At 59.9% G+C, this 20,915-nt stretch carries 22 protein-coding genes and 1 riboswitch; of the genes, 2 read left to right on the forward strand and 20 right to left on the reverse strand.

Annotation, left to right across the window (positions count from 1 at the left end; all coding sequences use genetic code 11):
* Positions 1–459 precede the first annotated feature (459 nt).
* Positions 460–2,610 carry a molybdopterin-dependent oxidoreductase gene (locus DYI22_RS05440; protein WP_213477028.1) on the forward strand — a complete coding sequence of 717 codons (2,151 nt, stop codon included), beginning with the start codon at positions 460–462 and terminating at the stop codon, positions 2,608–2,610.
* On the opposite strand, the gene DYI22_RS05445 is transcribed toward DYI22_RS05440, so the two are convergent.
* From DYI22_RS05445 to DYI22_RS05525, 17 genes are all read right to left on the reverse strand, one after another.
* Complete coding sequence (locus tag DYI22_RS05445) at positions 2,528–3,280, reverse strand: ABC transporter permease (protein ID WP_213477029.1); 753 nt, start codon at positions 3,278–3,280, stop codon at positions 2,528–2,530. The genes DYI22_RS05440 and DYI22_RS05445 overlap by 83 nt on opposite strands.
* On the reverse strand, positions 3,280–4,227 hold the full coding sequence (locus tag DYI22_RS05450) for an ABC transporter ATP-binding protein (RefSeq protein ID WP_213477030.1): 948 nt from the start codon (positions 4,225–4,227) through the stop codon (positions 3,280–3,282). Before DYI22_RS05450 ends, DYI22_RS05445 begins: the two co-directional genes overlap by 1 nt.
* Before the next feature lie 21 nt (positions 4,228–4,248).
* Entirely contained in the window at positions 4,249–5,439 is a 1,191-nt protein-coding gene (locus DYI22_RS05455) for an ABC transporter permease (RefSeq protein WP_228300826.1), read from the reverse strand.
* A 3-nt stretch (positions 5,440–5,442) separates the two neighbouring features.
* Complete coding sequence (locus DYI22_RS05460; protein ID WP_213477031.1) at positions 5,443–6,345, reverse strand: ABC transporter substrate-binding protein; 903 nt, start codon at positions 6,343–6,345, stop codon at positions 5,443–5,445.
* A 107-nt stretch (positions 6,346–6,452) separates the two neighbouring features.
* A complete protein-coding gene (locus tag DYI22_RS05465; protein WP_213477032.1) occupies positions 6,453–7,148 on the reverse strand; it encodes an aspartate/glutamate racemase family protein in 696 nt (231 codons plus the stop codon).
* A 53-nt stretch (positions 7,149–7,201) separates the two neighbouring features.
* Positions 7,202–8,035 carry a MipA/OmpV family protein gene (locus DYI22_RS05470; protein WP_213477033.1) on the reverse strand — a complete coding sequence of 278 codons (834 nt, stop codon included), beginning with the start codon at positions 8,033–8,035 and terminating at the stop codon, positions 7,202–7,204.
* A 133-nt stretch (positions 8,036–8,168) separates the two neighbouring features.
* Positions 8,169–8,543, reverse strand: coding sequence for a phosphopantetheine adenylyltransferase (locus DYI22_RS05475; RefSeq protein WP_213477034.1), 375 nt, complete (start codon positions 8,541–8,543; stop codon positions 8,169–8,171).
* 423 nt (positions 8,544–8,966) lie between these two features.
* The gene (locus DYI22_RS05480) at positions 8,967–9,383 is read right to left on the reverse strand and encodes a hypothetical protein (RefSeq protein ID WP_213477035.1); all 417 of its coding nucleotides are present in this window, start codon (positions 9,381–9,383) and stop codon (positions 8,967–8,969) included.
* A 98-nt stretch (positions 9,384–9,481) separates the two neighbouring features.
* Positions 9,482–9,817, reverse strand: a complete 336-nt coding sequence (locus DYI22_RS05485) for a hypothetical protein (RefSeq protein WP_213477036.1) — start codon at positions 9,815–9,817, stop codon at positions 9,482–9,484.
* A gap of 94 nt (positions 9,818–9,911) precedes the next feature.
* A complete protein-coding gene (locus DYI22_RS05490; RefSeq protein ID WP_213477037.1) occupies positions 9,912–10,226 on the reverse strand; it encodes a HigA family addiction module antitoxin in 315 nt (104 codons plus the stop codon).
* A gap of 10 nt (positions 10,227–10,236) precedes the next feature.
* A complete protein-coding gene (locus tag DYI22_RS05495; RefSeq protein WP_213477038.1) occupies positions 10,237–10,515 on the reverse strand; it encodes a type II toxin-antitoxin system RelE/ParE family toxin in 279 nt (92 codons plus the stop codon).
* 153 nt (positions 10,516–10,668) lie between these two features.
* Positions 10,669–10,980, reverse strand: coding sequence for a hypothetical protein (locus DYI22_RS05500; protein WP_213477039.1), 312 nt, complete (start codon positions 10,978–10,980; stop codon positions 10,669–10,671).
* Positions 10,981–11,043: 63 nt separating this feature from the next.
* Positions 11,044–11,337 (reverse strand): HigA family addiction module antitoxin, encoded by a 294-nt coding sequence (locus DYI22_RS05505; protein WP_012137899.1) that lies wholly within the window; start codon positions 11,335–11,337, stop codon positions 11,044–11,046.
* Positions 11,337–11,615, reverse strand: coding sequence for a type II toxin-antitoxin system RelE/ParE family toxin (locus DYI22_RS05510; protein WP_213477040.1), 279 nt, complete (start codon positions 11,613–11,615; stop codon positions 11,337–11,339). Before DYI22_RS05510 ends, DYI22_RS05505 begins: the two co-directional genes overlap by 1 nt.
* A 322-nt stretch (positions 11,616–11,937) precedes the next feature.
* Positions 11,938–12,387, reverse strand: a complete 450-nt coding sequence (locus DYI22_RS05515; protein WP_213477041.1) for a hypothetical protein — start codon at positions 12,385–12,387, stop codon at positions 11,938–11,940.
* 233 nt (positions 12,388–12,620) lie between these two features.
* Complete coding sequence (locus DYI22_RS05520) at positions 12,621–13,679, reverse strand: ribonucleotide-diphosphate reductase subunit beta (protein ID WP_213477042.1); 1,059 nt, start codon at positions 13,677–13,679, stop codon at positions 12,621–12,623.
* A 31-nt stretch (positions 13,680–13,710) separates the two neighbouring features.
* Positions 13,711–16,476: a ribonucleoside-diphosphate reductase subunit alpha gene (locus DYI22_RS05525; RefSeq protein ID WP_213477043.1), complete on the reverse strand. Its 2,766-nt coding sequence runs from the start codon at positions 16,474–16,476 to the stop codon at positions 13,711–13,713.
* A 123-nt stretch (positions 16,477–16,599) separates the two neighbouring features.
* Positions 16,600–16,805: riboswitch (cobalamin riboswitch) on the reverse strand.
* Positions 16,806–16,903: 98 nt separating this feature from the next.
* Between DYI22_RS05525 and DYI22_RS05530 the strand changes: the two genes are divergently transcribed.
* A complete protein-coding gene (locus DYI22_RS05530) occupies positions 16,904–17,626 on the forward strand; it encodes a DUF3047 domain-containing protein (RefSeq protein ID WP_213477044.1) in 723 nt (240 codons plus the stop codon).
* A gap of 1 nt (position 17,627) precedes the next feature.
* Here DYI22_RS05530 and DYI22_RS05535 read toward each other — a convergent pair whose 3' ends face one another.
* The 3 genes from DYI22_RS05535 to DYI22_RS05545 form a co-directional block, all read right to left on the reverse strand.
* Positions 17,628–18,410 (reverse strand): substrate-binding periplasmic protein, encoded by a 783-nt coding sequence (locus tag DYI22_RS05535; protein WP_228300827.1) that lies wholly within the window; start codon positions 18,408–18,410, stop codon positions 17,628–17,630.
* A 68-nt stretch (positions 18,411–18,478) separates the two neighbouring features.
* Positions 18,479–19,330 (reverse strand): universal stress protein, encoded by an 852-nt coding sequence (locus DYI22_RS05540; RefSeq protein ID WP_213477300.1) that lies wholly within the window; start codon positions 19,328–19,330, stop codon positions 18,479–18,481.
* Positions 19,331–19,370: 40 nt separating this feature from the next.
* The gene (locus DYI22_RS05545; RefSeq protein WP_213477045.1) at positions 19,371–20,858 is read right to left on the reverse strand and encodes a SulP family inorganic anion transporter; all 1,488 of its coding nucleotides are present in this window, start codon (positions 20,856–20,858) and stop codon (positions 19,371–19,373) included.
* Positions 20,859–20,915 lie beyond the last annotated feature (57 nt).

A 20,915-nucleotide genomic window follows, 5' to 3' on the forward strand; every position in this document is an offset into this window, starting at 1 on the left:
GTAGAACTGACACACCCAAAGACGCATACAGTCTAACTGTTTGAAGATTTCACGTCACGGAACGGCACGATGAACATTTAACAATTGTATATGAGTCCCAACGATCACTTTGCCCCTGACTCATATCTCAATTCAATAACCTTCCCAAACTAGGTAGAAAACTCAACCACGTCAATCAGTTCCGCCTGATTTTCATCACAAGAGTCAATGCAAAAACGATCGCCGCGACTCATATCACGTTCCAGGGCGTCCTCGCTAACCAAATGAAATAATTATTAATTTCACAGATTAACGCGAACAGCCCCAGTTCATGGTCGCAATGATCGTTTTTCCAGTCTTTTGCCGGCTGGCTTGGCGGGATTGGCCAACTTTGTGTGAATTTCGACCGTCTGATTTGGCACCCGGTTGTGCCACACTTCCCGTACCAACAACGACAATACGCAGACCGAGCCTTTCGATATGAGCGAGACACAGACCCACTACCGTACCTGCAACATCTGTGAAGCCATGTGCGGCCTCGAGATACAGCATCGGGGCAGCGAGATCCTGTCCATCAAGGGTGACCACAACGACCCCTTCAGCCGCGGCCACATCTGCCCCAAAGCGGTCGCGCTGCAGGATTTCTACAGCGATGGCGACCGGCTGAAAACGCCACTCAGGCGCACCGCCGACGGCTGGCAGGAAATCAGCTGGGACGAAGCGTTCACGGAGATCGCCACCCGTTTTCGTGGCATCCAGCAGTCGCATGGCCAGGACGCGGTGGGCGTTTATCTGGGCAACCCCAACGCCCACAACTTCGGCAACGCCATCATGCTGCCGCGGTTTTTCAAGGCGCTGGGCACCAACAACCGATACAGCTCTGCCTCCGCCGATCAGTTGCCCCATCATGTGGCGTCCAATTACATGCTCGGTGCCGGCATGCTGATCCCGGTGCCGGACATCGACCACACCGATTTCATGCTGATCATCGGGGCCAACCCGATTGTCTCCAACGGCAGCCTGATGACTGCGCCGGGCGTCGGCAAGCGCCTGAAAGCCATCCAGCAACGGGGCGGCAAGGTGGTGGTCATTGACCCGCGCCGCACCGAAACCGCCAAAAAAGCCGACCAGCATCTGTTTATCCGGCCGGAAACCGACGCCCTGTTCATGCTGGCCATGGTGCACACGCTGTTCGAGGAACAGCTGGTTACCCTTGGCCACCTGGAAGGCCGGATCGACGGGCTGGAGCAACTCTCCGAGGCAGTGAAACCCTATGCGCCCGAAACCGTCGCCGATGCCTGTGGCATGACCGCTGACGCCATTCGCGAGCTGGCGCGGAACATGGCGGCAGCCGACAGCGCCGTCTGCTACAGCCGCATGGGCGCCTCTACCCAGTCGTTCGGGGGCCTCTGCCAGTGGCTGAACAACGTGCTGAACATCCTGACCGGCAACTTCGATCGCCGCGGCGGTGCCATGTTCCCGCAACCGGCCTTTGACCTGGTGCGGGACAAGAAGGGCAAGCCCAGCTCCTACGGCCGCTATGAATCGCGGGTGCGCAAGCTGCCCTACTTCAACAACGAATTCCCCGTGGCCACCCTGGCGGATGAAATTCTCACTCCGGGCGACGGCCAGATCCGCGCGATGATCACCATCGCCGGCAACCCGGTGTTATCGGCTCCCGGTGGCGCGCGGCTGGAAGATGCCTTTGCGTCCCTCGATTTCATGGTGTCGGTGGATATCTACCTGAACGAGACCACCCGCCACGCGGACATCATCCTGCCGGCCACCACGGGTCTGGAAGTGCCGCATTTCGATGTGTTTTTCAACTCGTTCGCGGTGCGCAATACCGCCAAATTCTCCGAACCGATGTTTGAGAAAGGCCCCGATCAAAAGCACGACTGGGAAATTCTGCGGGATCTGACGTTGCACCTGACCGGGCAGGAAGACGACGGGGTAACGCCGGAGGCGATGCTGGACCTTGGCCTGAAACACGGCGCCTATGGCAACCAGGGCATGAGCCTGGAGACGCTCAAAGCCAACCCCCACGGTGTGGATCTGGGGCCACTGCAGCCTTGCCTGGAACAACGCATGCAGACCGAAGATGGCCGCATTCGCATCGCCCCGACGCTGTATCTCGACGACCTGAAGCGCCTCGATGCCTCGGGCCTGCTGCAGTCAGCGCAGAACAGCGACTACCCTTTCACCCTGATCAGCCGTCGGCTGCCCCGCAGCCACAACACCTGGACCCAGAACTCCCACCGTCTGGTAAAAGGCAAGAACCCCTGCACATTGCAGATGAACGCCGCCGATGCCCGCAAGATCGGGCTCGAAGACGGCCAGATGGCGACGGTTTCCTCAGTTTCCGGCGCCATCCGGCTGCCCGTGGAAATCGACGACGACATGTTTGAAGGGGTGATCAGCATACCCCAGGGCTGGGGCCACAACCGGCCCGACACCGCCCTGTCAGTGGCACAGGGGCAACCGGGGGTCAGCATGAACGACGTCACCGATTCCCAACGGATTGATGCCCTGACCGGCAATGCAGCGTTTAACGGAACACGGGTGGCCGTACACGCCCGGAGTGACGATCCCAGTTCCGCTCAAGCGCTTCGAACAGACTGTCAGCGGTGAGCGCAAGCAGTCCGATCAGGATGGCGCCCTGCAGCACGTAGGCGGTGTTGCCGTTGACGAGCCCGGCGATCACCGGATCGCCGAGGGTGCGCGCACCGATGGTGGAACCGATCGCCGCGGTGGCGATGTTGATGGTGACCGAGGTGCGGATGCCGGCGAGAATGACCTTACCGGCCAGCGGCAGCTCCACCCGCAGCAACACCTGCAACGGCGACATGCCCATGCCGAGGGCCGCTTCCCGAACGGCCGGGTCGATGCCTTCCAGCCCGGCCAGGGTGTTGCGCAGGATCGGCAACAGACCGTACAGGATCAGCGCCAACAGGATCGGCGCCTCGCCGAAGCCGAGTACCGGCACCGCCAGCGCCAGCACCGCCACCGGCGGAAAGGTCTGGCCGATGGACGCAATCTGGCTGACCAGCGGCAGGAAGTCGCGGCCCGCCGGCCGGGTCGCGAAAATACCGCCCGCCACCGCGGCGATCGTGCCGATCACCGCAGACACAACCACCAGCATCAGGTGGTTGTACAGCAGGAACGCAAAACTCTCCCGCTCATAGATGACCCGCGAGGTGTCCGGTTGCACCCAGGCAAACAGAGGCTCAAGCACGGACATACCCACGCTCAGCCCGCCCAGCAGCGCGGCCAGCAACACCGTGGGCAACCAGACCCGCATCAGAGCCCGTCCTGCATGATGCGTTCGCGGGTGATCACCCCGGTTTCCTCGCCCCGGGCGTTGAACACCGCCAGCTGTTTCAGGTCCTGCCAGAGCATCACCGACAGCGCCAGGCGCACGCTGTCGTCCTCCTTCAGCGCGTCGGCTCCGGGGTCTGACCGTTTGGGGGATGCGTGGGGCGTCATCAGCTCACGCACCGGCCGCAAACTCATCAGTTTCAGCCCGCGGTCCTGGCGGCCCACCAGGTTTTCGACAAATTCAGACGCGGGCCGCCGGAGGATATTCTCCGGCGTGTCGTGCTGAACAATGCGGCCCCGATCCATCACCGCAATGCGGGTGGCCAGCTTGAGGGCTTCGTCGATGTCGTGGGTGACAAACACGGTGGTCTTGCGAACCTGCTGCTGAATCCGCAGCATTTCCAGCTGCAGGTTGTCACGGGTAATCGCATCCAGCGCGCCGAAGGGCTCATCCATCAGCAGGATGTTCGGGTCCGCCGCCAGTGCCCGCGCCACGCCTACCCGCTGCGCCTGGCCGCCGGAAAGCTGCTGGGGGTATTTGTCGGCGTGGGTGGCCGGATCAAGATCCAGCAGGGTCATCAGCTCACGCACGCGCTCATCGATCCGCGCCTGCGGCCACTTCAACAACCGCGGCACCATGGCGATATTGCGGGCTACGGTCCAGTGGGGAAACAACCCCGTGCCCTGGATCACGTACCCCATGTTCAGCCGCAGTTGCTGCGGATTCATGGTGGTGATGCTTTTGCCATCCACCAGAATGTCGCCGGCGCTGTGGGGCAGCAGGCGGTTGATCATGCGCAGCGTGGTGGACTTGCCACAGCCGGAACTGCCCACGAGCACGCAGACCTCACCGGTTTCAATGGTCAGGTCGATGGCGTCAACGGCGACCACGTTACCGAAGCGGCGGGTAACCTGTTTCAGTTCGATCATTCACACCTTCCCTTTGCCATATCAGGCTGTCGCCGGCACCGGCCGCAGGCTCGCCGCCAGCAGGGTGAACAACGCGTCCGCCACCAGGGCGAGCGCGATGGTGGGCAGCGCGCCAAGCAACACCAGATCCATGGCCGACTGCCCCAGGCCCTGGAAAATAAACCCGCCAAAGCCGCCGGCGCCAATCAGCGCCGCCACGGCGGTCAGGCCGATTGCCTGAATGGTGGTGATACGCACGCCCTCGATGATCACCGGCAGCGCCAGAGGCACTTTGAGCTGGAAGAACAGCTGGCGTTCGCTCATGCCCATGCCCCGACCCGCGTCGGCCAGGCTCTCCGGCACCTCCGTCAGCGCCACGAAGGTGTTGCGCACCATCGGCAACAGGCTGTAGGCGATCAGCGCCAGCAGCGCGGGGGCCCAGCCAATGCCGCGAACGCCCAGCTCCTGCAGCACCGGAAACGCCGACGACAGGGCGCTGAGGGGCGCAATCAGCAAACCGAACACCGCCAGGCTGGGAATGGTCTGCATAAAACTCACGGCGCCGAGGATTGGCCGCTGCCAGGCTGGGCTGCGCATCATCTTCAGCGCCAGCATCACCGCCAGCCCCGCACTGACCGCCACGGCACCAAAGGCCAGTGCCAGATGAGCCCGCAGCGCCTGCGCAAACTTGTCCGGCTGGGCATTGAACTCGCGCACCAGCGACAGACTCTCCAGCCCGGCGCCACGCAACAGCACCAGCCAGCTGCCGCCGATTACCACCATCACCAGCAGTTGCACACCGCGCCCCGCTTTCAGGCGGCCAAGAATCTCGATCAGCATCAGCGAGAGCAGGAACAACAGGCACCAGAAACCGGCGCCGACGGACGAGCGCGCGTAGGGAGAATCTGGTGGCAAATGGCGGGCGGCAAACACCTCGAGCAGCAGGGGCAACAGCGCAAGCGACAAGCCCGCCAGAACCAGCAGCGCCCAATAGCGCCAGGCCAGCGGCAGTATGGACACCGCCAATGAGGCAATCAGCACCAGTGAAACCAGCCCGGCACCCGGCCAGCCAACGGCCGAGACCAGGCCGTGGCCGGTGCCCGGCACAATACGGTTGGGTTGGATGGTGCCCAGGTCGAGCAGCCAGACCAGCACCAGTGCAACCGCCGCCAGCACCGGAACCACCCGGTTCGGCGTCGGACGAGGCGCCGCTGTGCCGTCGATCTTCGCCAAACCTTACTCCTGGCTCAGGGAGTCCAGATAATCCCTGGCCACCTGATCCGCCGGCACGCCGTTCACCGCCACCTGCCCGTTCAGGCGCTGGAGGGTTTCCAGATCGAGGGATTCGAACACGGGCGCAAGCACCTCACGGATCTGCGGGTAGGACTCCAGCACCTCGGCGCGCACAATCGGCGCCGGCTGGTAAACCGGCTGCACGCCCCGGGTGTCTTCCATTACCTTGAGGTCGAGGGCATTGAGACCGCCATCGGTGCCGTAGGTCATGGCACCGTTAACGTCGTTGTCGTTCAGCGCCGCGGCCCGCAGCGTCGCCGCGGTGTTGCCACCGGACAGAATCAGCAACTGATCAGACGACAGCGTGAAGCCATAGGCTTCCTGGAACGCCGGCAACGCACTGGCGGATTCCACGAACTCGGCGCTGGCCGCAAACCGGAAAGCGCCGCCACCATTGATGTATTCCGCCAGATCTTCCAGCGTATTGAGGCCATGCTCGCGGGCCAGATCGCCGCGCACGCTCATCGCCCAGGTATTGTTGGCCTGCGCCGGAGTCAGCCAGACGATGTTGTGGGCCGCTTTATCCAGGCTGGCTGCCTGCTCATACGCCTTGTCGGCGTCTTTCCAGATGTCCCGGTCACCCTGATCGTGAAAGAACGCGGCGTTCCCGGTGTACTCCGGGTACAGGTCGATTTCCCCCGCCTTGATCGCATTACGCACAATGTTGGTGGCGCCCAGTTGGAGGCGGTTCTCCACCGGAATGCCGGCTTCCTCAAGGGTCTGCAGCACCATCTGGCCCAGCACGGCGCCTTCGGTATCGATTTTTGACGACACCACCACCGGCTCGGCGGCCAGTGCAGGCCCGGTCAACAACAAGGCGGCGAACGCCGCGGCGCGGATCAACATAGTCTGACTCCCTTTCATCAGTATGGGCCCATGATGCCTTACGGCCTGGCTACCCTTTACAGCTTAGGGTAGGACGGGGTTCTTTCAACTCGTTACACGCCGCCGGATTAATCTCTGCCCAGGGCAAACCGAACCGCCTGCCCGGCATGGATTTCTGTGGTGTCGTAAAGTTTGACCTCGGTATCCGCACCCTGGATCAGCAGCCCTATCTCGGTGCACCCCAGGATGACGCCCTGGGCACCGCGCTCGGCCAGCGATGCCACAACATCCAGATACCGGGCTTTCGAATCCGGCCTGACCAGCCCGCGGCAGAGCTCGTGGTATATCACCGAATGAATCCGCTCTCTCTGTAACTCATCCGGCACCACAACCCGAATGCCATGATCCTGAAGACGGCCAAGGTAAAACGTCTGCTCCATGGTGAATTTGGTGCCCAGCAGCCCTACACAGGTGATCCCGTCCTGTTTGAGCACTCTGGCGGTGGCATCTGCGATGTGAAGCAGGGGAATGCTGACGGCGCGTTCAATTTGAGGGGCGACTTTGTGCATCGTGTTCGTGCAGAGAACCAGAAACTCGGCCCCGGCCGATTCCACCGACCGCGCGACCGAACCGAGTATGTCAGCGGTTGCCTGCCAATCGCCCCGGTGCTGCAGCGCCTCAATCTCGGCAAAATCCACGCTATGGAGAACGAGCTTTGCCGAATGGAGCCCGCCGAGTTCGTCACGGACTTTCTGGTTGATCAACCGGTAATAAGTCTGGGTGGATTCCCAGCTCATTCCGCCTATCAGGCCCATGGTTTTCAAGGGGAACCTCCGTGTGAGCCGGGGGTATGTCCTGCGTTTTGAGGAAAGTGCATTCAGAACACGTAAATTGCCGCAACGCCCACTTCCGCTTCGTAATCGCTGCGCGCAATTGGGCTATCCCGGACATCGCTACTAAAGTGCTCGTACAGCGCCTCGCCATAAATCTGCCAACTCTCGCTGACAAAGAAACGAAGGGTATAGTTTAGCCCGATAGAGCGAAAGCCACTGTCGAGATCGGTTTCCTCCAGCCCGGAATTGGCCGCCTGCTCTGCGTCGATACCGAAATCTCTGTTCGCATAATCGCTATCGTGATAGACCACAACAACACTCAGGTCCGACCCCGTACCGTCGGTTTGATCACCGAAACGACGCCCGGCCCCAAAAATAACAAGGTTCCCGTCTTCGCTGGCAATAAGCCGCCCATCCAGCCAATAACGCCAGTTCGCATCAAAGGCATGACGGGCCTGCAAAACGAGTTCCGTGCTCGCGTCGACATCACCGAGACCATCCAAACGACCGTCGTCGGAGTCATCCTCTTCCCGGCCCTCGTCGAAAGGGAAAGCCACAGCCGCGTCCAAAAGCCAGGTTTCTGATCGAAGCCCCCGCCACCCCAGGGCCGTACCCGCCCAATAGTAGATGTCGTCGTCGTTTCGCCATTGCACTGCGCCGGCCGGATCGATCTCCACTTCATACTCATCGGATCCTTCGTAGGCAGACTCGTACTCCACACCCAGGCCAAGCCCAACTCCCCAGCCATCTTCTCCGCGGGTGAAGTCATCCACCGAGGGCAATGGCACCAACGCTGCCCGGGACTCCTCGCCAATAGCGGTTGGAACGAATAACACATTGAAAGATAGAACCAACGCCAGACCCTTGAACATCCTCATTTCGATCACTCCCCGGTTTGTGGAGTTTGCTGTTTACCAGCGCCACATAACAGATCTTAGACGGCGATCCTGCAGTTCGCCCGGCGAAGAGGTTCACCCCATAAACCAAGTCGGTGATCCTGGTGTCCAGGTGTCAGTTGCGACTGACGACACGGATGATCCCTGCAGCAAAGAGGGCGACGATGGCAATAATGTCTGCGATAACGACCTTGCGGACAGACTCATTGTACCCACCAACGGACCACGCAATCGCGATGAAGGACACAACGCTCACCAGGCCCGCGATAATTGCCAATGTTTGTAGCGACGGCTGGAACGCTGCATACACCAAAAACACGCCAAGAAGACCGAACAGAATGGCCCGGTGACGCATCAGGATTTCGATGTTGGGCTCACCCAGCGAAACGCCATACAGAGCGGCAAGACGCTCCACTCCCAGTACCCCGGAAACGGGCAAGAGATGAATGATGCCTACCAGCACCAACAGGCCTGTGACAACTTTCTCCATGTTTGCCTCTCTTCCTTGAATTTAACGCCAGCCATGCAGCCTCACGGACGGCTGGCCGCTAAGATAAATGTAGAAGCTCTCCTGTCTGGACGTCCAACGCATAGCTAACCGGCGCCGGAGCGCCAGCATAGGGAACCAAAAGCGGCACGCTTTTGGCGTCCGGTTCACAGATTGATGACCAAGGAGACAGCAATAAAGATAAACCTCCAGGCCAGTAGCGAGTCTAAAACGGCCGAGGACCAGTATGAGACGACTAAGGGAATGATCACTGGCAGCAGGGCTGTACCCGGGAATGGCACTGGGCCGTGTTGAATATACTCTGCCAGAGCGAAGCTGAGGGCGGTCGTGCACACCACGGTGACCAGATAAGGATATGCGTAGGATTTCTTCACTTTCTCGTGGCTTGAACCCTTGCTGCATTGGTTACACAGCACCGTATTTACCCTTAAGAATGAAAAGAATAGGCGACAGGAGAATGAACGCAACAAAGAACGCTGGAATCAATGAGCGAGCCAACAGTGCCAGAAAGGTGGGCTTGCCATTCAAGACCACTCCAGGAAGTTCATCCGAAATCCAAACTTCCATCTCGGCACCAACCACCAGTTCTTCGTCTGGGGTGTAAGGTGGAGGGGCAATAAAGTGAATAGGCCCCTTCCCTTCAATTCTGATGCCCAGTCGCGCCAACTGATCGAGAGCCGCACGATGATTTTGCTCAACCAATGCAGAGGCTTTTCTGGCCCTGAACAATGGTTTTAACTGTGAGAAACGCACCAAAGCAATCAGCAAAAAAATCGCTGAAACCACTACCACGTAGTAAACGATAAACTCTGCTGTATTCATGGCCTATTCATGGTGTGTAACGCCAGCGGCAGGTGCGGCTTCGGAATGGACGCGAAGCCGCAATGTAGTAGACGTCGCCGTGACTGGTTATGTTTGGTCTACTGGGCACACGATTGTAGCGAAAAAACGAAAAGCCCAAACCATACATTACCAACCAATATCAGCAACTTGATCGCACCGCGAGCGAACGCGGGAATGTTTTGATAGCGGTACAAATAGCCAATGACGACCCATTGCACCGCCAGCCACACAGCTGAGAAATACAAAATACCTTTATGGCACTCTATCTCAGCGACGGTGTAATAGGCATACCACCAACCCGAAACCATACCCGTGGTGAGAAGCACGAGAATCGCGCAAGATAGCAGATTGCGCCAACGCGGGTACTCTGTGCTTAAAAGCTTCTCCTTCGCTTCGGTCAACTTTTCCGTCACTCAGAACCCTTCACGATCTGCCACATAACGCCCGGCTCACGCGCCGGTTTGGAGCCGCGAAGCGGCGTAAAAGCGGTCGCGGTGCAGCCGTTGGTTATGCCCTATGCCCCATTTCTGACACAGCACTCCAAGGGCGAATATTGTCCAATTGACCAGCCAGCGCATCTTCCGCAATCTCAGTGTCGTAGGCCGCCTGAGCACGCAACCAGTAACCATTGGACAAACCAAAGAAACGACAGAGTCGCAGGTCCGTGTCTGCGGTTATCGAACGCTTTCCCGCAATAATCTGGCCAATCCTCTGAGCAGGCACCCCGATCTCTTTAGCCAAGCGGTATTGAGAAATACCCATCGGCTCAAGAAACTCTTCTTTCAGTAACTCGCCTGGTGTTACAGCTTCAATATTGCGCATGAGTTACCTCCTAATGGTAATCAACAATTTCGACATCTTCCGCGCCCGCCTTGGTCCAGCAGAAGCAAACCCGGAACTGCCTATTGATTCGAATGCTGTGCTGACCTTGGCGGTCACCATGCAATGGTTCCAACATATTTCCGGGCGGTACTTTAAGATCATCTAACTGGCTTGCAGCCTGGAGTTGCCGAATTTTCCTCAAGGCAACTCGCTCAAAATTGACGAAGCGTCTGACGCGGCGTCCGCTTGCCAGCTTCTCGGTATCCTTACACTTGAACGATATGATCATGAGGAAATGATGACGCAGTACGTTATTAACGTCAAACGTTACTATTAGAAATAGTGTGTGGAGAGGGGCATAACGCCGCCAGCATGCGCGCCTTTGTAGTGGAGGCGAAGCCGCAACGGAAAAGGTGTTGCTGGGCCTGGCCTTGTTAAATGCTCACTTCCCACGACAGTGCCTGTCGTAGAAGTTTGATAAAAAAATGTCTGTTTCTTCGTTAGTTGCGAACCAGTCATACCCAAACCAGTTGTCCCAGCCAGACTCGATAACCAGCCTGCCTCGGTGAAACCGGGGATGGACCGCCTCATCCGAAAAGGGTGGCACATAAGCCCCCCAGCGATAAAAACCATAGCGAAACATTAGAAGCAGGCTGACTTTCCATGAACGCCAAAACGAGAAGGTTGAAATCTCAATTCTCCCGCTGGCGTTCTCTCTTATCTCAAATCCTTTGCTCATGGCTTCCTGTGACATTTAACGCCTGGCTTTGCGGCGTGCCGAAGCGCCAGCGCAGGCACGTCTGACAACAGCCACTGGTTAAGCTGCTTCGAAGTCCAGCCGATGAATACCCTCCAGATTGACTGTGCCGCGAGCCACCCATAGGTCATACATATCTTGCATCGCCAACCAACTCTCAGGAGTACGCCCGAGAACCTTGGACAGCCGCAGAGACATTTCAGGGCTAATGCCACTATCCCCTTTGAGCAACCGAGACAAAGTGGAGGGTGAAACGCCCAGACTGGAAGCAAGCTGACGAGAGCTGATGCCGAAAGGCTCCAGGTACACCTCACGAATGAATTCACCAGGATGCGGCGGATTATGCATAGTCATTAGTGATAATCCTCATAATCAAGAATGTAGGCGTTGCCGTCCTGGAATTCGAACGTCATGCGCCAATTTCCGTTAACCCTAATCGTCCACTGGCCTTTGTCTTTGCCCTTCAATGGATGAAGCCGAAAACCAGGGATATCCATGTCTTCCACTGAAGTCGCCGTATCCAGAGCAGCCAGCTGCATACGCAGCTTCTTGGCATGGTCGGGTTGTATGCCAGACGTGTGGCCGGTCGAGTAAAACCGCTTCAGTCCTTTGTGGCGGAATAATTTAATCATGAAGGAATACTAGAATGTTGCGCACCACGCAACAATAAAGCTTAGCAGTTGTATAAGAGTCTCACTGATCACTTTGCCCCTGACTCATATCTCAATTCAGTAATCCTCCCAAACTGGTAGAAAGCCCAACCACGTCAATCAGTTCCGCCTGAAATTCATCTCAAGAGTTACTGCAAAAACGATCACCGCGACTCATATCACATTCCAGGGCGCCCTCGCTAACCAGTTGAAATTCCTCTTAATTTCACAGATTAGCGCGAACAGCCCCAGTTCTTGGTCGCAATGATCGTTTTTCCAGTCTTTTGCCGGCTGGATTAACCGCTCAGGCAGAAGATTGCGAGGGGGCCGGAGCGGGGGCCGGGGCCGGCGCTTTGGGTACGTAGGGGCGCACATCCCAGCAGAAGTAGCGTTTCAGTACGCTGTTGGCTTCGGGGTCTTTCTGGCGCCAGCCGTACACTTTGGGTTTGCTGGTTTCGATGGCCAGGGTGCCGAACACCAGCCAGTCGTAGATCGCCAGCGTGGAGGTTACGTTGCGGGCGGAGTTGGGGCCGCGGGCGTGGTGGTGATGGTGCTGGGTCGGAAACACCAGAACATGGGCCAGCGCCCACATGGTTTTGCGCACCCAGGCCCAGCGGTGGTTGTGGAAATACAGGTCGTAGTTCCAGTTCACGTGGGTGTGGGCGGCCCACAGGCCTTTGAAGGCGGTGCCAATCAGGAACACTTCCACCAGCCCAAAGTACAGGCACAGCAGCTGGAAGGTGTAGTTGGGCATGGGCCCAGGGTCAGCACCAGCAGCACCAGCGGTCGCTGGACCGCCACCATCATGAAGGTGGCCAGAAAGGCCATGCGCCAGTCCTGTTTGGTTTTACGGCCGTCCCGGGTTCGGCCGCTGGACCAGATTCTCAATGAGCCGGGCTGGCAGCGGCGCACCGGTGATGGACAACGACCCCGCCCATCACTGGTTCCGTCAGCGCTTACTTAACAGCCTCACCGGCTGAGGAGCGGCTACCATTCCAGCTGCGCCCCGGTCTGGTACTCGATCACCCGCGTTTCGAAGAAGTTCTTCTCCTTGCGCATGGTGGCCTGCTCGTCCAGCCAGGGGGATACGTTTTTCGCCCCCGGGAAGGGTTCTTCCATGCCCACGGTGCGGGCCCGGCGGTTGGCCACAAAGCGGAACTGCTCGCTGTGGTACTCGGCGGAGTAACCCAGGATCGGGTCGCGCAGGATGTAGTTGGCGTAGGCGATCTCTGCCGCTTCGGATTCCTGCCACATGTCGCTGACGGCTTTGGGATCGAGGGTGATGTTCTCCTCTTCCAGAATCTGGTTCACCACTTTCAGGCCGAAGGAGAAGTGCATGGCTTCGTCCCGCAGGATGTACTGCAGCTGCTCGCCGGTGCCGCGCATCAGCCCGCGGCGTTGCAGGGCGAAGATGGGGCTGAAGCCGTTGTAGAACCAGGTACCCTCGAACACCGCCGCGAAGAACAGGTACGACATGACAAATTCCTCCAGGTCGTCCCGGTTGCGCAGGTTCATGTCGGAGCGCATGGCGGCATCCAGCCGGCGGTTGGCCATCTGGATCTTGCCGTTGATGGCGGGCACCACGCGGTAGCGGTTGTAGATCTCGCTCTGATCCAGGTTGAGGGTTTCGATGCAGTGCTGATAGGCCCAGGTGTGCATGGCTTCCTCGTACACCTGGCGGGCCTGGTAGATCTGCAGTTCCGGGGCGCTCATTTTCTCCATTACCGCCAGGCCGATATTGCGCATGGCCAGGATGTCGGAGGTGGTTAAGTACGCCAGCACATTTTCGTACACGTGCTTCTCCGGCGCGGTCAGGCGGTGGTGGTAATCGTGAACGTCCTGGGCCATGTTGACGTCCAGCGGGGTCCAGTGGTTTTTATTGGCGTTCATGAAGTACTCCCAGGCCCAGGGGTACTTGAACGGCGCCAGCTGGTTGATGTCGGTGTCGCCGTTGATCACGCGTTTGTCGTCCACGTTCACGGGGGCCGGTGCGCCGGTGGCGGCCGGTTTGTGATCGGTTTTCGGTTCGTCGTCCCAATCGAGCATGGTCTGTGCCTCTTGAATAGATAGTAAGTGGTTACTGACAGGCTTCGCAGCCGGGTTCGTCGATGCTGCATACCTGGGGCTGCGGCGCGGCGACCGGCGCGGATTTCTCGGCGCCGGTGGCACCCAGTGAACGCAGGTAATAGGTGGTTTTCAGGCCCCGCTCCCAGGCCAGCTGGTAAAGTGCGTCCAGCTTCTTGCCGCTGGGTTCGGCCATGTACAGGTTCAGGCTCTGGGCCTGGTCGAGCCATTTCTGGCGGCGGGCGGCGGATTCCACCAGCCAGCGGGCGTCGATCTCGAAGGCCGTGGCGTAACGGGCTTTCAGTTCGCTGGGAATGCGGTCGATCTGCTGCACGGAACCGTCGAAGTACTTGAGGTCGTTGACCATCACGTTGTCCCACAGGCCTTCCGCCTTGAGGTCCCGCACCAGCGACGGGTTCACCACGGTGAACTCGCCGGACAGGTTCGATTTCACGAACAGGTTCTGGTACGCCGGTTCGATGGACTGGGACACCCCCACGATGTTGGAGATGGTCGCGGTGGGTGCGATGGCCATGACGTTGCTGTTGCGCATGCCGTTTTTGGCAATCAGTTCACGCACCGGCGCCCAGTCCAGGCGGCTGGTGGTGTTCACTGACAGGTCGCCGTCGCGGCGGGCGTCCTTCAGCAGGTTGATGGAATCAATCGGCAGCATGCCCTGGTGCCACAGGGAGCCTTCATAGCTTTCGTAAGCGCCGCGTTCACCGGCCAGGGTGGCGGAGGCGCGGATGGCGAAGTAGCTGAGCTGTTCCATGGCCACATCAGCAAATTCCACCGCTTCCGGGCTGGTGTAGGGCAGGCCCAGCTGATACAGCGCATCCTGAAAGCCCATCAGCCCAAGGCCCACCGGGCGGTGCTTGAGGTTGGAATTGCGCGCCTGGGGCACCGCGTAGTAGTTGATGTCGATAACGTTATCGAGCATGCGCACAGCGGTGTTTACCGTCCGTTCCAGGCGCTCCACGTCCAGCTCACCGTCTTTGATGTGCGCCGCCAGGTTCACCGAGCCCAGGTTGCACACGGCGATTTCCTCGGCGCTGGTGTTCAGGGTGATCTCGGTACACAGGTTGGAGCTGTGCACCACGCCCCGGTGCTGCTGGGGCGAGCGCAGGTTGCAGGGGTCCTTGAAGGTGATCCAGGGGTGGCCGGTCTCGAACAGCACGGTGAGTATCTTGCGCCACAGCTGTTTGGCCGGGAGCTTCTTGAACAGTTTGATTTTGCCCTGCTCCGCCAGCGCTTCGTAATGCTCGTAACGTTCCCGGAAGGCGTTGCCGTAAAGGTCGTGCAGGTCCGGCACGTCACTGGGGGAGAACAGCGTCCAGTCGCGGTCTTCGCGCATCCGCTCGATGAGCAGGTCCGGCACCCAGTTGGCGGTGTTCATGTCGTGGGTGCGGCGGCGTTCGTCGCCGGTGTTCTTGCGCAGCTCCAGGAATTCCTCGATGTCCAGGTGCCAGCTTTCCAGGTAGGCGCACACCGCGCCCTTGCGCTTACCGCCCTGATTCACCGCCACCGCGGTGTCGTTGACCACTTTCAGGAACGGCACCACGCCCTGGCTCTGGCCGTTGGTGCCCTTGATGTGGGAACCGAGAGCGCGCACCGGGGTCCAGTCATTGCCCAGGCCGCCGGCCCATTTCGACAGCATGGCGTTGTCGCGGATGGCGCCGTAGATATCTTCGAGATCGTCGCCCACGGTGGTCAGGTAGCAGGATGACAGCTGGGAATGGCGGGTACCGCTGTTGAACAGCGTGGGAGTAGAGGCCATGTAATCGAAGGACGACAACAGGTTGTAGAACTCGATGGCGCGTTCGTTGGGGTTGTCTTCCCGCAGCGCCAGGCCCATGGCCACGCGCATGAAAAATACCTGGGGCAGTTCCAGGCGAGACTTGTTCCAGTGCAGGAAGTAGCGGTCGTACAGGGTCTGCAGGCCAAGGAAACCGAATTGCAGGTCCTGCTCCGGGCGGATGGCAGCGCCCAGCGCCTCCAGGTCAAAGGTGGCCAGGGCTTCGTCCAGCAGGTCGTAACGGATGCCGGCCTGGATAAAGGCACTCAGGGCCTGGGGATAGATCTCCGCCAGCGGCAGGCTGCGGGGCAGGTCCAGCGCCGTGGCAGTTTCCAGTCGTAGCTGCTCCAGCAGCAGGCGGGCGGTCACCGCGCTGTAATCCGGCTCCTGTTCAATGCGACCACGGGCGGTCATCACCAGCGCCGACAACACGTCCTCCTCGGCGATGCCGTCGTACAGGTTGCGCAGGGCGTCTTCCACCAGGGTGTCGCCGTTGATGCCTTCCAGCCCCGCGGCGGCCTGTTCCACCTGCAGCTTCATCAGGCCCAGATCCAGCGGTGCGGTGTCGCCACTGGCCTTTTTCACGGTCAGGTGCGGATGGGCTTCCACCGGTTCGTCGAGGGCTCGCTGGCGGGCGTGTTCTTCCCGGTAAAGCACATAGGCCCGGGCCACTTTCTGTTCCTCGGCCCGCATCAGCGCCAGTTCCACCTGGTCCTGAATGTCTTCGATGTGCACCTTGCCACCGGCTTTCAGCCGCCGGCTGATGGCCTGCATTACCTGATCGGTCATCCGCTTCACGGCATCATTGATGCGGGCGGAACCGGCGGCGTTGTCGCCTTCCACCGCCAGAAAAGCTTTGGTGACGGCAACGCTGATTTTGGACGGGTTGAATCCAACCAGGGTGCCGTTGCGTTTAATAACCTGAAGGGATTCGGTATTGGTTGGGGCTGACGGCCGGGCTTCGGCCAGGGCAGAGGCGGACATGTCGGTTCTCCTGAATACGCGTGGTTTCCATGTCCTTCGCGTAGGCAGAGAATCGGGTAGGGGGCATCGTCGGATTACGCTTGCGCTAATCCGACCTACGATTCTGCTCACCTTATGCGCGAAGGTGCAGTTGTTTTCCCTGGCAGGTCTTCGGACTCAGGGGCGTGAACCGTGTGGTTCGGCCTTGCGTGGCGACTTCCCGGCGCTTGCCAGTGTCTGTATGCCACGCTTGTTCCCCAATACCGCTGCGCGTCAGTTCCGGAGTCTCACCGGATTCCCGATACCGTCGGAGTGCTTACAAAATAAACACTACATCTGGTATTTGACCAAGGATGGGAACACTATATACACGAAATGCCACCGCAACAAGGCGCTTTTTACGCGGCGGGTCAACACACCGGGCGCACAATCGCTCAACGGAGGCACTATGGGCCAACTGCTTGGACGTACAGGGGCTGCACTGGGGGCGCTGATACTGCTGGCCAGCATCCCGGCATGGGCTGAGACCACGATCACGCCGTTCTCCCGCATGGCCAGTCTGGACGACGGCTGGGAACCCCTGGAATTTCCCAACATCGATCGCCACACCCGCTACCGGCTGGTGGAGGAAGATGGCGTCCAGGTGGTGGAGGCCACCACTGATAACAGCGCCTCCGGCCTGATCGCCCGTCTGGAGGTGAACCCCGGCGAATCGCTGATCCTGACGTGGCGCTGGAAGGTCTCCAACACCTTTGCCAAGGGCGATGCCCGCAAAAAATCCGGGGACGACTACCCTGCCCGTATCTATGTGGCATTCGAATTCGAGGCGGACAAGGCCAGCTGGTTCGAGCGCGCCAAACGCAAAACGGTGGAAACGGTGTTTGGGGAGGAGCTCCCGGGCAACGCCATCAACTACATCTGGGCCAACCGCCTGGCGGAAGGGGAGATCATTGCCAATCCTTACGCCGAGGAAACCATGATGATCGCGGTGACATCCGGTGAGGCACAGGCCGGGCAATGGGTGACGGTCGAGCGGGACATCGTGGCGGATTACCGCGCCGCCTTTGGGGAGGATCCCCCGCCCCTGCGGGGGGTGGCCATCATGTCGGATTCTGACAACACCGGCGAGTCCGCCACCGCCTGGTATGGCGACCTGACGCTGACACCCTGAGCTAGGGCAGCAGATCCTCGGGAAAACCGGGGATGAAGAAACCTTTGCTGATTTTCCGCGGCGGCGGCACCTCGCCCCGTTCCGCCAGCCGCAGGTAGGCATCGTCGAACTCGTCCCGCAGGGTGCTGGACCTGGGGTTGGCGAGGGAAAACAGCCAGGCGCTGTTGCGGGTGCGTACTTTGGAGTTGCGGATCACGCGGTCGGACGGATGCCTCAGGATCTCCTGCACCGGGCGCAGATAGTCCAGCAGGTAGTCGCCCCGGTTCCGTTTCAGCATATCGATGCCCGAGCGGTGGTTCGGGGCCTCGGTGATGGTGATATCGCCGATCTCCTGCAGCCGCTCGAGGAGTCCGCCGTAGGTGTAGCCACCGATCACGATCACCGTGCGGCCCCGCAGGTCGTCAAAATGAGTCAGCGGCGGCGTGGTCTCCACATACCAGGCGTTGAGCTCCACCGGCACCGGGCTGACCCAGCTCTCCAGCACGTCTTCCCGCAGCGAGGGAATCCCGGTCAGCCCCGGCCACACATCCACTTGGCCGTTCCTCAGGTAAAGGTAAATGCGGCCAACGGGGAGATAGATAAACTCCGGTTCGTAACCGGCTTCCCGCGCCACCTTGCGGGTCAGCTCAATCACCATGCCGTCGGCCTTGCCCTCGGCATTGCGGTACTCGATGGGGGGGAATTCGGTGTAAGCCACCCGCAGAACCGGGAGGGATTGTTCCTCGGCGATGGCACTGGCGGCCGAGACCATCGCCCCTATCGCAAGCAGCGCCAGAAAAGCCATCCCGCGAGAAAACCGGTTCCACCCTGTGCCCATAACCATCATCTTTTTATTGTGCTGTTGCAATAATCTTAGCGCAGAATGACCAGCGGTTTGTCCGCGGTCCTGAGCATGTTGGTGGTGGTGCTGCCCACCAGGAACTGACGGATGCGGGAATGGCCATAAGCGCCCATCACCAGCAGGTCAATGCCGTGCTCTTGCTGATAGGCGTGCAGGGTTTTCTCGACATCACCGGCGCGAATGGCCAGGTGCACCTCACAGCCCTGCTCCGCCAGTTGACGCTCGGCCTTCTTCAACTGTTCCCAACGGTCGTTGGTGTCCGGGCCAATCATCACCAGGTGCAGGGGAAAGCCCTTGAACACCGGGCTGTTGGCCAGCAGTTCCACACCCTTGAACGCGGTGGCGGAGCCGTCGAACGCCAGCATGGCGCTGCGGGGCTCGGCGTAGTCGTCCGGCACCAGCATGATCGGGCGGTGAACGCTGCGGATTACGGTTTCCAGCTGGCTGCCGATGTGCACGTCACGGTCGGTGCTGGTTTCCCCGTGCAGGCCCATCACCAGCAGGCGGGTTTCGTTCTCAATGGCCAGTAGTGAGTCGGTCAGGTCACCGTGGCGCTGGCGCTTGATCACATCGGTAACCCCGCGGGAGGTCACCCGTTCCTCGGCGGCATTGAGCATGTGGTGGCCCTGTTCCAGCGCCAGTTTGCTGCGCTTCTGGTCCAGCTCCGCCAGCTCTTCCATCAGGTGTTCCCGGCTGCCCAGACCAATACTGCCGGCCAGGTCGGTTTCCGCCGGGTAACGCTCCTGATCCAGCACGTGAAACAGGGTCAGCGGCGCTTGCAGGCGATGACCGGCCCAGGCCGCGTAATCACAGACGGCCACCGCCGCCCTGGAACCATCAATGCATGCTACAACCCGGGTCATCGTTACCTCGTTGCGCTCGTGTACGGAATCAATAGTCATATCAGTGCCCCATCAACTGGTCAACTGCATCCGGCTTGTCGTGCACGCCGAACCGGTCAACGATGGTGGCGCTGGCTTCGTTGAGCCCGATGATCTCGACATCCGCACCTTCCCGCCGGAACTTGATCACCACCTTGTCCAGTGCCCCCACCGCGGTGATATCCCAGAAGTGGGCGCGGCTGAGGTCGATCACCACCTTGTCCAGCGCTTCCTTGAAATCGAAGGAGGCGATGAATTTCTCGGACGAACTGAAGAACACCTGACCCACCACGGTGTAGGTGCGGGTCTCGCTGGCGTCGTCCAGATCGGAGCTGACCAGCATGAAATGGCCGATCTTGTTGGCGAAGAACAGCGCCGCCAGCAACACACCCGCCAGCACGCCGAACGCCAGGTTATGAGTCGCCACCACAACGATCACCGTTACCACCATGACGATGTTGGTGGACAGCGGATGTTCTTTCAGGTTGCGGATGGAATCCCAGGAAAAGGTACCGATGGACACCATGATCATCACCGCCACCAGCGCGGCCATGGGAATCTGCACCAGCCAGGCGTCGAGTACCAGCACCATCACCAGCAGGAACACACCGGCGGTGAGGGTCGACAGCCGGGTGCGGCCGCCGGATTTCACGTTGATGATGGATTGGCCGATCATCGCGCAGCCGGCCATACCGCCGAGCAGGCCGGAGCCGATGTTGGCAATGCCCTGGCCCTTGCACTCGCGGTTACGGTCGCTGGTGGTGTCGGTGAGGTCGTCCACAATGGTGGCGGTCATCATCGATTCCAGCAGGCCCACCACGGCCAGGGCCACGGAGTAAGGCAGAATGATCATCAGGGTGTCCAGGTTCAGCGGCACGTCCGGCCATAAAAAGATCGGCAGGGTGTCCGGCAGTTGCCCCATATCGCCGACGGTGCGGATGTCCAGATTGAGGAACATGGCCACGGCGGTCAGGCCGACAATGCAAATTAGCGGCGAAGGCAGGATTTTGCCGACCACCGGTAGCAACGGAAACAGGTAGATAATGCCCAGGCCCGCGGCGGTCATGGCGTAGACATGCCAGGTCACGTTGGTCAGTTCGGGCAGCTGGGCCATGAAAATCAGGATGGCCAGGGCGTTGACGAAGCCGGTCACCACGGACCGGGACACAAACCGCATCAGCCCCCCGAGCTTCAGGTAGCCGGCGCCAATCTGCAGCACGCCGGTAAGCAGCGTGGCGGCGAGCAGGTATTCCAGGCCGTGCTCCTTCACAAGGGTCACCATCAGCAGCGCCATGGCGCCGGTGGCCGCTGAGATCATACCCGGGCGGCCGCCCACGAACGCGATAATCACCGCGATGCAGAACGAGGCGTACAGCCCCACCTTGGGGTCAACACCGGCTATGATGGAGAACGCGATGGCTTCAGGAATCAGCGCCAGGGCCACCACGATGCCCGCCAGCAGGTCTCCGCGCACGTTGGAGAACCAGTTGTCTTGTATTGATTTGAGCATAAACAGTTCCGATTAATTCAGGAGTTCAAAACGACGACATTCCCGCCGGGCGACCGG

Origin of the sequence: Marinobacter lipolyticus (genome assembly GCF_018424605.1) — a bacterium.
GTDB classification, from domain to species: Bacteria; Pseudomonadota; Gammaproteobacteria; order Pseudomonadales; family Oleiphilaceae; genus Marinobacter; species Marinobacter lipolyticus_B.